Below are 12,721 nucleotides of genomic sequence, written 5' to 3'. Positions count from 1 at the left end.
TTGACAGGCTACTGCGCGGCCAGTTCGGCGCGTCGGCGGGTGTAAATCATGCTCTGTGCAGGCGTGAATTTTTCACGATTATCATCGCGCGAAGGCGCGTCAGGTCTGTATCCGATGGCCATTAACATGTCGTTATCCTGTGCAGAATAATTAATTTCATTTCCTGCGGCCAGCCAGACGGAAAGAGCTTCGCACAGGTAAGCGACTGAACGGTCAAGCGCCCGATTTTTTATCATCGCGGGCTGGTTCTTAATCCCCATCAGTTCCGGTGACAGCCCGCACACTGCTACAGTCACAGCAGAACTCCGAAGAAGCACTCAGCATAAAGCGCGATGCTGACCCGAGGTTCGATTTTTGTGGCTACTAGGCTCAACCTTGTACTGCATACGCCAGTATGCGCCCCTTTGAAGCAGGAAGACGCGCCGCCGTCTCTAAACCTATACCAAGCAATTTAACCGTTCCACACTTAGCTCGGCGTCCCGTTCAAGCCTGTCGTGACGACTTGCCACGGATAAACAAGCAAATTAGCGGTATTCGTTAAGAGAGCGGTTAACTGACAAAACTCCAGGTGATAAGCCTAAGGCGCCTATGTTGATGCGCCCAACATGGCACAAAAGGCGGTCTATCGTTTAATTTTGTCCCATACATCAACTGGCATTGTCAGCTGTATGGGGCTTGGTCTGCTGGTTCCGATGAACGGATTAAATTGCTAAGATGCAGACCATAAGCCATGAGGCGGAGATTAAGTATGAAATCTGTAGAGCTATTTGCCGGTGCTGGTGGCTTGGCTATGGGTTGTGAAATTGCTGGTTTTGAGCATCTTGCGGTTGTTGAATGGGATAAATGGGCCTGTGATACCGTCCGTGAAAACAAAAAGAACGGTTTTCCGCTGTTGTGTGATTGGGATCTTTTCGAGGGCGATGTAAGAAAATTTGATTGGTCAAAAATCCCTAAAGGGATTGACCTTCTTGCAGGAGGGCCGCCTTGCCAGCCATTTTCAATTGGTGGTAAGCACAAGGCTAATTCCGACATGCGGGATATGTTTCCAGCGACAGCGGAAGCGATCAGACAAATTCGTCCTAAGGCTTTCATCGTCGAGAACGTGAAAGGGCTAACTCGGGCAACCTTTGCGAGCTATTTCCAGTACATCCAGTTGCAGCTTGAATTTCCTGAAGTAGCGCCGCGAAATGGCGAAGACTGGAGCGAGCATTTGAAACGCTTGCAGGAAGAAAAAACCAGTGGAAAGAACAAAGGGAAGGGGCTTACTTATAACGTTCTGGCTACGTTGGTCAATGCAGCAGACTACGGTATTCCACAAAAGCGTGAGCGTGTCTTCATTGTTGGTTTCCGCGATGATCTTGAAATTGAGTGGTCGTTCCCTAAACCAACTCACAGTTATGATGCACTTATTTATGATCAGTGGGTTACTGGTGATTATTGGAAGCGACACGGTTTAGAAATGCCAGTTGTTCCAAGCCAGATGGTTAGCCGTATCGCAAAATTGCGTAAAAATCCGCCCGATACACTTCCGTGGAAAACAGTTCGAGATGCTATTGCAGATTTGCCAGATCCTGAAACGAAGGCGGCAAATATGATCCGGAATCATGCGTTCCAGGCGGGAGCGCGAACTTATCCCGGTCATACGGGAAGCCCATTAGATCTGCCAGCTAAAACGCTCAAAGCAGGTGCTCATGGTGTTCCTGGGGGCGAGAACATGCTCGTGCGTGATGATGGCTCAGTACGCTATTTTACTGTGCGAGAAAGTGCCAGAATTCAAACGTTTCCCGATAGTTATCGTTTTCACGGGAGCTGGACTGAAACTATGAGGCAGTTGGGTAACGCTGTGCCGGTTCACTTGGCGTATTGCGTTGCCAGCAGTGTAGCTGAAAAGCTACTGACCTCTGAAATTGGAAACATCCTCAAGCAGGGTGAGAATAATAAAAGGGCTTCTGCATGACAGGAAAGGTCATTCCATTTAATCCACTTGATAAGCAAAATTTAGGTGCCAGTGTTGCGGAAGCCTTGTTGAGCAAAGATGCTCATCCTCTGGAAGAGTTAACCTCATTTCCAGGTGCGGGGATTTACGCCATTTATTACACAGGCGATCATCCTGCTTATGGACAACTGGCAGAACTGAATCGCGATGGGCAATTTCGATTGCCTATCTACGTGGGTAAAGCCGTCCCAGCAGGGGCGAGAATGGGGCTTACCAATCCTGATAAGGTTGGAAACGTTCTGTTTAGACGTTTGAAAGAACATGCCGAAAGTGTTCGCGCAGCGGAAAATCTTTCGATTGAAGATTTTTATTGTCGATTTTTGGTTGTTGATGACATCTGGATCCCGTTGGGAGAATCGCTGGTTATCTCTCGCTTTAAACCGATTTGGAATTCGTCTATTGATGGTTTCGGTAATCATGACCCAGGTAAGCATCGCTACACTGGTTTACGTCCTCGCTGGGACTTTATGCATCCGGGGAGAGGATGGTCTCAAAATTTACGTGAGCGTGATGAAACTGTGGACGAACTCATTCGTGATTCTATCCAGTATCTTCAGAATTTACCGCCTTGCTTGGCTCAGAAATTTATCGAAGCTGAAGGCGATTAATCAGCAAATGATCATCGGGGGCATCTGCCTCCGAATGTGATTGAGCCTTGTTTGACAAAGTGGTTGCTTGAACCGTTAAGCGTTAATTTTTCTGGCCCCTACTTTCTGATGTGAAAAATCCTAAAATATCAGAGAGTTGCACTAACGACTTAATGAAAGTGGCTGAAGGGTTAGTTAATAGAATGAATCTTTATCTAATCCTCAGCAGCTTTCTTAATATAGACATTTTTAGGTTAATCGGGTTATAAGGGCTGTCGCCAGCCCTTCTCTTTTTAAAATAGTTGTTCGCTAGCATTAACCGTCAAAATATCATCTGGTTGCAACTCTTTTAAAGTATCATAAATACTATTGAACCCAGGTAAAATGTTCCATACACTCGGGTCGCCAATAACGAAAATATTCTTTTTGGCGCGAGTGACAGCTACATTCAATAGATTAGGTTTACTCGAGGCCCATTTAGCTCCGCCATCATTTTGCTCGTCGCATCCCAGGATCAAAATCACGATATCATTTTCTTTTCCCTGGAAAGTATGGACCGTCCCAATGCAGCGTTTTTGCCACTCTTTGATGGCCTTTGACGTAATGGAAGGTGAGGATTGTTGCCATATCCTTAAGCTGCGTTGTTCAATCAGTTTTGATATTTCAGATTTAACAACCTTGAAAGGAGTGATGACGTAAATCGACTCTAATGAAATATTTTCACATAAAAGTCGATCGAGTAATATAAGTAAACTTTTGCCGTGACTGTCTCGGTACTGTCGCTCTCCCTGGCCACCACTTGAAACAAGCCAATGATTTTCCAGATTGTTATTAACAAGTTGACAGCGAATTTTTTCGGAAGGAAGACCATGGATCATACGGTTATTATAAGCCAGTCTGTTGGCAATGCTAAACATTGGCTCGATACAACGTCGATGCACCCATAATGGGACACCGATCCATATGTTGCTATTCATTACCTCTAATTCGCAACCCCAATGGTTTACCCGGTCAGCCAGCTGCTGGACCGAAAATTTTGCAGGGTTCCAATTCTTCGCTTGCTCTTGCATAACATCCTCACAAAGACGTTTGACCAGAGCAGGAGAGGCGGTGAAGACCGGTTCGATTTGTAATGGATCGCCGACTACCAGTACTCGTTTGGCTCTTAAAATGGCTCCTACAGCCTGTTGCGGAGAAGCCTGGCCAGCTTCATCAATCATTAACCAGCCAATCTCTTCACTTTTTACTCCAGATAACATCCGGCTAACGGAGGCGAATGTTGTTGAAAGCACAGGAACGAACATACTCAACGTCTGCCAGCAGCGTATTGGGGAAGGGTGCTTATGAGGAGCGCTCAGGAATGTGCTCAATGTAAAAATGAAATCCCTGAAATGCCTAAGCCCCATAGCTTGATATAGCCAGGCCTGATGTAAATTCATCGCTGCCAAAAAAAGTTCTGAACGCAGACGGTTTATTTCGCCATTTTGCCAGAACGCGGTACGCTGCAGATTGGCATTATTAATGGACAACTTTCTGTCAGGGACCATGACACGATGAAACCTGTTTTGTAAAGCCTCGAGCGCTTGTTCTTGTTTTATTATCTGTTTATTAATTTTGTCTATTTTTAGTTGAGCCTCTCGCTTCGCTGTCTGTTTTTTCATCAGCTTAACATTGCTGTCTGCAACGGACGTCATTTTTTCAATTAACTGCGCATTTAACTCAAACAATTGAGATTTTATTGCACGTAATAACTCCTGATGCGAACGATATTTTTTCCCTTTGCATAACCGATCCAGCCATCCAGGAGCCTCGCTTTCAATCAATTTTTGCTGACGAGTGGTATATTGTATTTTTTTCGAGACTATATCTCGCTCTGCTTCAAGATGGCCGAGTTCGCTAAGGTTTTCTTCGCATTTCGCAGTTATGTCGGCCATTTCCATAATAAGGTTAGCGAGAGTGTTGTCTGGTTTCTCTTCCAGCAGAGCGCTATATTTCTCCAGGGATTTTTGTTGTTCTTCGACCTTTTCAAGGCATTTATTAAAATTATTTTTGGCATCTGCGAATGAAAGTTTATTTAGACATGCTTTCCATCGCCATAGGTTCAGGAAATTCTCTTTTTCTGGGCGTTGCGTTTCAGCGGGAGTGTCGCGTAAGAAATGCTCATCAAAGAATAAGCGTTGTGCCAATTTCTCTCTGTTACTCTTTTTGCCTAATGCAACCGAGATTAATCCCCAGCACTGTTTTTCTTCTTCCAGTGGACGGAAAATATGAAACTCTTTCTCTTTGCCGCTTTGTGATTTGAAAATTTTACGGTGTCGTTTCGGTAAATATTCTGCTGCAATTTGGTTAGCGGTGGGGAACAAATATTCAAATGTCTGGAATTCTTTAGCCAGTGATTTTTTTTGAGGAAGTTCCTTCGAAATGTTTTCTACTGCGGCATTATTGGAAGAGGCAACAACCATCTCGAAACCTGTTAGCTCCGGGACAATGAAGCCTTGCGGATCCAAGGTATCTTCAATTTTGTTAAAGCGTGCAAGTACTTTTGCACGTTCGACTATATTATGTGCTATCAGATCGCGGAGAAGGGTGGTTTTACCTGTTCCCGGGGGGCCATTGACCGATAAGATCCCTCCTTCCGCTAGTTCCTCCACAGCTGTATTAATCGCAAATTGCTGCATCAACGACATTGCATGGTCTGGCTCTGCAGGCCAGCGCCCTTGAGGCATTTTTGCTGGATGTAAGCTTTTGATTATTGAAGCTAAGCCAGCCTGCGAATAGAGATCGGGTTTTCTATCGACACACTGAGAAAGATATTTATCGAGTGCTTTACCTTTATTATTGTTTAGCACCGCATTAGCATATTCTAGATCTTCAAAAAAGAAGCTGTTGAGGATAGGTAGGGCAAATAGTTTCTCGGAATCTTCTTCCTCGTCAGTCGCATCTTCCTGCTGCGTCTCTTGTTTAACCACCTTGCTTTCAGACCATTCGATCTGTATGGCATATTGCCATTCTGGTTTGAAATCAGCCCATTCCACTAAATGTGTTAACAACAACGTTAGGATATCGCCCGAACGTAACACGCCCAAACCTTTTTCTTGTAAGGGCTTTAAAGTATTGCTGAAAGCACTTAGCGTATCGGCTAGTCTCATGCAGCCATTGGCAAATATAACGGATTCCAGTTTCTGGAACCGCTTATTTTGTAAGTGCCCCAAAGCCCAGGGCAACGAGCTTACCGACAGTCTATCTATTGCTGGGACGCCTTCCTGATTTAGCTGAACCTTAGCAAAACATGTCGTTCCTTCCTGATTCAGTCGCTGCTCGCACTCTTCATCATCTTCACCAAAGACTTTCCGGCTAATCTTGCTGGCGATGCTTTTATCAAAAAGTCCGATATGAAGAGTGAAATTTGCTTTCGATGGGATTTGATATTGTTGACATAATTCTTCTGAATGCCATGGAAGTAAAGCATCACCGTATTTTATAAGTTGCGAACATGAAATTCGCAGACATTTATCTTTTTCTTCAAGTGTATAAGGCTGAAAAAATTCAATACGTTGCCATGCACGTAGGATCTGATGTTGAAGAGGTGTCCCGGCCATCTTAGCCCTTGATAATAAAGATTAATATTTAAGCCGTTAAGGTTACTCCTTTCGTGAATGTTTGTGTAGAGCCAGGCTATGCATCATTAAGCTAAAATGTAAAAGCTCACGGACCCTGCTTGCGAAGCGTTACGTTGAATCTTGAGCATGTCATTGAATATAAATTTTCGCTTATTATTACAGAGAGAAACTAATTTGTTAGTAAGAGTAAATCAGTCGGGATAGACTGTTGCTGCTGAATTAAGTGAACAACTTATTCTTTTATTTCTTCCGCACCACCCCATTCAACCAAACCTCATCCCTCCCGGGGCGCTTATCCTTGGTCGTCCATAACGACTCTATCTCAATCCCCGGTACGGCCCCTGACATCCTCCGGAGCGCCACTTCATCCATATCCGTAAACCTCCTTCCGTCCACTTCCCGCTCCCCATCCCCATACTTAAACGACACATACCAAACCCCGCCAGGCTTAAGCGCATCCGCAAGCCTCTGCATCACCCCCGGCAGTTCGAAAGCCGGAACATGCAACAACGAAGCACAGCACCAAATCCCATCAAACTCTTCCTTCCAGTCCACATCCGCAAAGGTCATCAGCTGAACTGGCAACCCGGTATGCTCTTGCGCCAGCTCAACCATCGCAGGCGACGCATCAAACGCATCCACCTGATACCCCATCTCCTGAAACGCTTTGGCATCACGCCCCGAGCCGCAGCCAGCGTCCAGCACCCGCGCACCGGGCGCAAGATGTCGGGTAAAGGTCTCATAGAGCGACGACATATCGACATTCACCGTCCCGTCGAAGAAGGTCTGCGCATTGTCCTGATAATATTTAAGAGTCATTAGAATGTTGCCTCGCCTTCGGCTTTGGGTTCCCAGATATGGAACAGCCTCACTTTGGCAGCGTTCCAGTTATTTTCAAGGAAGTTTTTCCGCGTGGCGGTTTGGGTTCCTGTTTGTTTGACGATGGTTTCATGCAGCGGGAGTTTGCTCTGGATAAAATACTCGTTGCGGGCATGCAACCGCTGCAGGAGCCTGCTGCCCGGCAGGCGGGCGGACTTGCCCTCTACACCGCGATTGCAGCACTGACAGGCCAGCACTAAATTCCACACGCCGTTGATATTGGCTACCTCATCGCGCGCCGCCCACGGGATAAAGTGGTCAACGTCTGCCAGGTCGGGATCGCCCGGTATCAGGCTGATGGGTTTAAAGCAGTAGAAGCAGCGTCCTTTCTGGTAGCCATTCAGGCTATCGCGACAGCTGGTGATATTGACCCGACGCGCGTTCACGTGGCTGAACAGCAGCTGATTATCCTCGTCGAACTCGACGGCAACCAGGTTGCGGGATACGCCCATTGCCCAGGCCTGTTCGACCAGATTCCAGCGCGCGTTGGTCTCAAAAGCGAGGTTGTGATACTGCTGGCGCTCCCCCAGATGAAAAAAGTTCTCCGTCAGACGGATCCCTTTATGGGTCGTACGCTCATCAATGAAAAAGCGTTTTTCGATCTCGCCCGCATTCACGTTATGGAAGGCGTCAATCACGTTGTTAAAGCCCATCCGTACGGTGGTTTCAATCAGTTTGGCGTGAGACATCTCGTCATTGTTGAACTGAACGCAGGTTTCCAGAAACTTGCTGCCGCTAGAGGTAATCTGCTTCGGAGCGTGTTTCAGATGCTCACAAAGATGGCGGCTGAACGGTACGGCGAGTTCGTCGAGGGTGATGAGATCGCTGCCGGTCTTATCAATCTCATACAGGGCATGAGCCATCGCGAATTTGTAAGATGCGACGTTCCGTCCAAAAAGAATCACCCCGCGCCAGTAGTTCTCCAGCGTAGGGTCAGCCTGGTAAAAATTCATCAATGAGATCCTGTTACGGTTGGCGTGGTAGCGAACTACCGAAACCTGTAACAGGATCACATAACAAATGAAGGGTGATGTAAACCGTGAATCTATAGATTTAATGAATTTGTGAAGTCACCCAGTGGGAGTTAACCAACGCTATGCCACTCTTTTCCTCATCAGTAAACGGCGATCCATCAACTCACCATCCTTGTAATACCGGCTTGGCCAGATCTCTTCCGGCGGCATGCCAATGGCCTCGGCAATGATCAATTCACCTTTAGGCCACGGTCTCTCTAGCGCATTGGCTAAGGTCGAAGAACGCAGTCCCGCTTCGCGCGAGAGCGCGGCAAGGGAGGTTCCTTTCTTTTTTATCGATGCGATGATGTCTGCTTTATGCCAGTCCGTTTTCATGTCCTTCTCCTTTTACAATAAGCACTTCTTTATGGTGCCGACTAAAGATTTGATTGTGAGTAGAGTGTTCGTTCATCACTTAAATAGTCGTCGTTATTGTACTTAGCGGATACTACGTAAAACGTAGCTTTTTAATTTTCCGGCGTTTGTGCAGAGGTAATATTTAGAAATTCGAGCCGCTTTCCAGAGTTGCGGCAAACGTATTCACTCAGCTTTCATCGTAAGTAATGAAGAATGAATTATTCAGTACTTATAAGCTGGGAAGGGTGTACAGAAGACGAACATAGTTGTCGTTCAGCAGTTCGCGGCGGTTTTCATCTATCGCGATGCTGCTCCTGGGCGTCCTTCCAGCAGACGTATTTCTGGCTGTTATGTAGCCAGTTCAGCACCCAGCGCTTTTAGTTTATCTTCGTCCATCATTTGTCTGTCTGCGTTATTGGTATGAACATATAAAAAACAGGCAGATACATAATTTAAATTACAGTCTCAAAGATGTTGCTCCTCCCGATAGTCACCTCTCATTGCCATTTGCTTAAATCTTCCCCATACTTGATACATGTGCTTACTACACGTGTAATTTCAGGAGGTCCTATGCCGGTTGTGAGTGTACGACATAAAAAGACAGTCAGCGTCACGCTAGAACCTGTACTGCTTGAGCAAGCCCGTGAAGCAGGAATCAATCTGTCTGCGTTGCTTACTGCTGCGCTTAAAGAAGAAATCAGTGCCACAGGCGTTGAACGCTGGAAAGCTGAAAACAGAGCAGGTTTGCAGGAGCTCAATCGTATTACTGATGAGCACGGCCTTTTGTCGGACGATTACAGGACGTTTTAACCATGCAATACGTGGTTTATCGCAATAAAGGAAACAGCAAGGCTTATCCTTATTTACTTGATGTGCAGAGCGATATTATTGATGAGCTGCATACGCGCCTGGTTATCCCATTGTTTCCTGTGAACAGGCTGGTAAATAATCCAGTTAAGCGCCTGACACCTGTTCTAAATATAGAGGGTAGCGACTATCTGGTTATGACTCACGAAATGGCGAGTATCAGGCTTTCGCAGATTGGTGATGAAGTGATGGACGTTCGTTCCCACAGGCAAACCATCAAAAATGCTCTCGATTTTATCTTTGATGGATTCTGAATAGTTTGCAGGTCAAATGGAGCGTTGCTCACCATTTTGACCTGCCCCCAGGATTAGATGCAACCTTCCGTGATCCTGGCCGATTTACTTAGCATGTTGATTATCGCAACCTCACATTTCATTCATCACGATGCTGCCGCTTACAACACAATAACTCGTAAAATACGTTTTCCTGAGGTACCAGAAGAGTGGGTATCACCCGCATGGCGATGCTTCGTAAAAATAGCCATTTTCACTTTCCTGTTCTGGGCATTACTCCGTGTTCTGCTACCGTCTTCTGGCAAATGAGCTATATCCACTCCGCAGATAACCCCCATCTTCAAACCGCACACCCTCCATCCCCACACCCCGCTCCCACATCCTCTTCACCCTCACGCACCACCACTTCATTCAACAGCGCCCCAATCTCCGCCCCCAGCGCCAAATCATTCACCTCGCCGAAATGCTGCTGCCGCACGTTCCCCTGCTGGTCGATGATCGTCAGCGTCGGCGTGCCGCGCATGCCATAGGCCAGCATGGTTTGCGGAATGTCGTTGTCCGCAGACGGTCTGTCCACGCCGACGGGGAAGGGGATGCGGAATTCGGCCAGAAACACTTCCAGCGCCCGCGGGGTCATCACGTCATGGTGTTCAAATACCGTGTGCAGCCCGATAACCGCCACCTTATCCTGCGGGAAGGTGGCGAAGATCCGCGACGCCTGCGGCAGGCCGTGGGAGACGCAGCCGGGGCACAGCATCTGAAAAGATTCCATCACCACCACTTTACCGCGCAGCGACTGCAGGGTGAGCGGTGCAGGGGTGTTAAACCACTGATCAACAACCAGGTCCGGTGCTTTTGTGTAGCGACTCATATTCATCCACTCCCCAGCCCGCACCAAAATGCGGGCGATGTTAAATGCGTTACGCCTGCGTCGCCTCGTCAAAACATTCGGCGATAATTGCCAGCCCCTGCTCAATCTGCGCCTTTTCCACGGTGAGCGGCACCAGAATGCGCAGCACGTTATAGTACGGGCCGCAGGAGAGCAGGATCAAACCCTTGTCCCGGGCCCGGGCGACGATCTCCGCTGTCAGCGCGGCGTGCGGTTTATGGGCGTCGCCATCCTCAAACAGCTCGATGGCGATCATCGCCCCCAGCCCGCGAACGTCGCCAATTTCCCGGTGTTTTTCGGCTATCGCCAGTAAACCTTCGCGCAGGGCATCACCCACTGCATTGGCTTTTTGCAGCAGATCGTCCTGCTCGAACACCTTGATCACCGCCAGCGCGGCGGCGCAGGCAATCGGGCTGCCCGCGTAGGTGCCGCCCAGTCCACCGGGGGCGATAGCGTCCATCACCTCGGCGCGTCCGGTCACGCCCGCCAGCGGGAAGCCGCCAGCGATGGATTTGGCGAAGGTGGTGATATCCGCCGCCACGCCCATCTGCTCCATGGCGAAGAAGGTGCCGGTCCGTCCCGCGCCGCTCTGCACTTCATCGGCAATCAGCATGATGCCGTGCTCGTCGCACAGGTCGCGCAGGCGCTGCATAAAAGCAGGCGAGGTAGCGTAGAAACCGCCTTCGCCCTGCACCGGTTCAATCACAATCGCGGCGATATCTTCCGGCGCGGCGTCGTTCTTAAAGATGCGATGGATGCTGGCGATGGCGTCGTCGTCGCTGACGCCGTGCAGCGCACAGGGATAGAGGGCGCGATAGACGTGACCCGGCATCAGCCCCATGCCCGCCGAGTACGGGGCCACTTTCCCGGTCAGCGACAGGGTGTAGTGGGTGCGGCCATGATAGGCTCCGGTAAAGGCGATGGTGCCGTTACGTTTGGTGGCCGCGCGGGCGATTTTCACCGCGTTCTCCACCGCTTCGGAGCCGGTGGTCACCAGCAGGGTCTTTTTAGGGAAATCGCCCGGCACTTTTTGGTTCAGGATCTCGCAAAGCTCCAGATAGGGCTCGTAGGCCAGCACCTGGAAGCAGGTATGCGACAGTTTTTTCAGCTGCTCTTCTACTGCACGAATCACCTCCGGGTGCAGATGTCCGGTGTTGAGCACCGCGATGCCCCCGGCAAAATCGAGATACTCCCGGCCTTCCACATCCCACACCCGGCAGTTCTCCGCCCGGGCGGCAAAGATCGGGTGAATCTGTCCCACGCCGCGCGGGACGGCATTGCTGCGACGCTGCATTAACTCTTTATTGGTGCTCATTAGCGGTTCTCCGGAATCAGATGTCGTAAAGGCCGGGACATAGTTTTGATTTATCAATTATCTTCGATGCTATCCCTTGCAAATGGCGGGGATAAAACAGTCAGCCAGACCCGATCCAGTATCGTTCGCGATAGCGATATCGTCGACTCCATCTTCCGGCTACGCTCAATGTGGCTGAACCGGATAATATATACAATCTATATGGCTAATTTCCCCGCCTCTCTATATACTTTGCATATAGCTAAAAACTGAGGTCAATGATGCCAATCCCAACACGCACCGCGCCTAAGAAATTCCTTTTCCAGTTGCGGTCACTGGATAACGAGTTCGGAGTGAGCGAGGAAACCTTTACCCGCCTGATGGCTGAGCTATCACTCAACCAGACCGAATTAGTGCATAAGGCATTGCGTAATCTCGCCAAACAGGTGCTACCTGCCTACGAGCAGGACGACGGCCCGCTGAGTGACGCCCAGCAACTCGCCATCAAAAAACAGTCAGGCCTCGATATCTCAGAGGATGATTTGGACTCGCCGTTATTTAAATAAGCAGGATGCTTATGGCTAATAATTACCATCCGTTGCCTGCGCCAGGTGACATTATCTGGTGTAAATTTCCGCAACATGAGGATCTGGGTAACCCGGGGCCGAAAGCGCGCCCTGGGCTGATTTTGAATGTCTTTGTGGATATCCATGCCGTGCTGATTGTCTATGGCACATCCCGGACGGAGCCCTGTTACAAAGGCGAGTTTGTGATCGACAGTCAGCTTGAAACGGCAGGGTTAAGTTGGCCGACGAAGTTTGATCTGAATCGTCTGCAAAAATTGCCGTTTAACGCGGAATGGTTTGCGGTTGCGCCGGGCGTGGAAATCACGACACCATTGCCGAAAATGGGCGTGATCCCACCGGTGTTTATGCCCGTAATGCGTGCCGCCTGGGCTAACAGAAAACAGTAAGCATTGCCCGGCG

Annotated in this window: 12 protein-coding genes and 1 pseudogene; 6 read left to right on the top strand and 7 right to left on the bottom strand. The window is 48.7% G+C overall.

Annotated features, from left to right (window positions below):
- Positions 1–8: 8 nt before the first annotated feature.
- Positions 9–275: pseudogene (locus M8014_RS15080) on the bottom strand (phage polarity suppression protein); the annotation flags it as partial.
- Positions 276–748: 473 nt separating this feature from the next.
- On the opposite strand from M8014_RS15080, the gene M8014_RS15075 reads away from it, so the two are divergent.
- Together M8014_RS15075 and M8014_RS15070 are read left to right on the top strand one after the other, a co-directional pair.
- On the top strand, positions 749–1,957 hold the full coding sequence (locus tag M8014_RS15075; protein ID WP_271283223.1) for a DNA cytosine methyltransferase: 1,209 nt from the start codon (positions 749–751) through the stop codon (positions 1,955–1,957).
- A complete protein-coding gene (locus M8014_RS15070; protein ID WP_271283222.1) occupies positions 1,954–2,604 on the top strand; it encodes an Eco29kI family restriction endonuclease in 651 nt (216 codons plus the stop codon). The genes M8014_RS15075 and M8014_RS15070 overlap by 4 nt, the downstream gene beginning before the upstream one ends.
- Before the next feature lie 272 nt (positions 2,605–2,876).
- Here M8014_RS15070 and M8014_RS15065 read toward each other — a convergent pair whose 3' ends face one another.
- The 4 genes from M8014_RS15065 to M8014_RS15050 form a co-directional block, all read right to left on the bottom strand.
- Positions 2,877–6,182 (bottom strand): DEAD/DEAH box helicase, encoded by a 3,306-nt coding sequence (locus tag M8014_RS15065; RefSeq protein WP_271283221.1) that lies wholly within the window; start codon positions 6,180–6,182, stop codon positions 2,877–2,879.
- A 261-nt stretch (positions 6,183–6,443) separates the two neighbouring features.
- Positions 6,444–7,022, bottom strand: a complete 579-nt coding sequence (locus M8014_RS15060) for a class I SAM-dependent methyltransferase (RefSeq protein WP_271283220.1) — start codon at positions 7,020–7,022, stop codon at positions 6,444–6,446.
- Positions 7,022–8,035: an HNH endonuclease family protein gene (locus M8014_RS15055; RefSeq protein WP_271283219.1), complete on the bottom strand. Its 1,014-nt coding sequence runs from the start codon at positions 8,033–8,035 to the stop codon at positions 7,022–7,024. The genes M8014_RS15060 and M8014_RS15055 overlap by 1 nt, the downstream gene beginning before the upstream one ends.
- Positions 8,036–8,176: 141 nt before the next feature.
- Positions 8,177–8,431 (bottom strand): helix-turn-helix domain-containing protein, encoded by a 255-nt coding sequence (locus tag M8014_RS15050; protein WP_271283218.1) that lies wholly within the window; start codon positions 8,429–8,431, stop codon positions 8,177–8,179.
- Between the two features lie 591 nt (positions 8,432–9,022).
- On the opposite strand from M8014_RS15050, the gene M8014_RS15045 reads away from it, so the two are divergent.
- On the top strand, positions 9,023–9,262 hold the full coding sequence (locus tag M8014_RS15045; RefSeq protein WP_271283217.1) for a type II toxin-antitoxin system CcdA family antitoxin: 240 nt from the start codon (positions 9,023–9,025) through the stop codon (positions 9,260–9,262).
- A 2-nt stretch (positions 9,263–9,264) separates the two neighbouring features.
- A complete protein-coding gene (locus tag M8014_RS15040) occupies positions 9,265–9,573 on the top strand; it encodes a CcdB family protein (RefSeq protein ID WP_271283216.1) in 309 nt (102 codons plus the stop codon).
- 319 nt (positions 9,574–9,892) lie between these two features.
- On the opposite strand, the gene M8014_RS15035 is transcribed toward M8014_RS15040, so the two are convergent.
- Positions 9,893–10,423, bottom strand: a complete 531-nt coding sequence (locus M8014_RS15035) for a redoxin family protein (protein WP_271283215.1) — start codon at positions 10,421–10,423, stop codon at positions 9,893–9,895.
- 49 nt (positions 10,424–10,472) lie between these two features.
- On the bottom strand, positions 10,473–11,756 hold the full coding sequence (gene gabT / locus M8014_RS15030) for a 4-aminobutyrate--2-oxoglutarate transaminase (protein ID WP_271283214.1): 1,284 nt from the start codon (positions 11,754–11,756) through the stop codon (positions 10,473–10,475).
- A gap of 332 nt (positions 11,757–12,088) precedes the next feature.
- Between gabT and M8014_RS15025 the strand changes: the two genes are divergently transcribed.
- Together M8014_RS15025 and M8014_RS15020 are read left to right on the top strand one after the other, a co-directional pair.
- Positions 12,089–12,301 carry a hypothetical protein gene (locus tag M8014_RS15025; RefSeq protein ID WP_271283213.1) on the top strand — a complete coding sequence of 71 codons (213 nt, stop codon included), beginning with the start codon at positions 12,089–12,091 and terminating at the stop codon, positions 12,299–12,301.
- Between the two features lie 11 nt (positions 12,302–12,312).
- Positions 12,313–12,708 (top strand): hypothetical protein, encoded by a 396-nt coding sequence (locus M8014_RS15020; protein WP_271283212.1) that lies wholly within the window; start codon positions 12,313–12,315, stop codon positions 12,706–12,708.
- The last annotated feature ends 13 nt before the right edge of the window (positions 12,709–12,721 follow it).

Origin of the sequence: Silvania hatchlandensis, from assembly GCF_025564065.1 — a bacterium.
GTDB lineage: Bacteria > Pseudomonadota > Gammaproteobacteria > Enterobacterales > Enterobacteriaceae > Enterobacter > Enterobacter hatchlandensis.
The sequence above is the reverse complement of the archived record's forward strand: the minus strand, read 5'-3'. Positions and strand labels throughout refer to the sequence as shown.

Coding starts and splice junctions, on each gene's coding strand:
- M8014_RS15075 (WP_271283223.1), top strand. CDS start 749: ATGAAATCTGTAGAGCTATTTGCCGGTGCTGGTGGCTTGGCTATGGGT.
- M8014_RS15070 (WP_271283222.1), top strand. CDS start 1,954: ATGACAGGAAAGGTCATTCCATTTAATCCACTTGATAAGCAAAATTTA.
- M8014_RS15065 (WP_271283221.1), bottom strand. CDS start 6,182: ATGGCCGGGACACCTCTTCAACATCAGATCCTACGTGCATGGCAACGT.
- M8014_RS15060 (WP_271283220.1), bottom strand. CDS start 7,022: ATGACTCTTAAATATTATCAGGACAATGCGCAGACCTTCTTCGACGGG.
- M8014_RS15055 (WP_271283219.1), bottom strand. CDS start 8,035: ATGAATTTTTACCAGGCTGACCCTACGCTGGAGAACTACTGGCGCGGG.
- M8014_RS15050 (WP_271283218.1), bottom strand. CDS start 8,431: ATGAAAACGGACTGGCATAAAGCAGACATCATCGCATCGATAAAAAAG.
- M8014_RS15045 (WP_271283217.1), top strand. CDS start 9,023: ATGCCGGTTGTGAGTGTACGACATAAAAAGACAGTCAGCGTCACGCTA.
- M8014_RS15040 (WP_271283216.1), top strand. CDS start 9,265: ATGCAATACGTGGTTTATCGCAATAAAGGAAACAGCAAGGCTTATCCT.
- M8014_RS15035 (WP_271283215.1), bottom strand. CDS start 10,423: ATGAGTCGCTACACAAAAGCACCGGACCTGGTTGTTGATCAGTGGTTT.
- gabT (WP_271283214.1), bottom strand. CDS start 11,756: ATGAGCACCAATAAAGAGTTAATGCAGCGTCGCAGCAATGCCGTCCCG.
- M8014_RS15020 (WP_271283212.1), top strand. CDS start 12,313: ATGGCTAATAATTACCATCCGTTGCCTGCGCCAGGTGACATTATCTGG.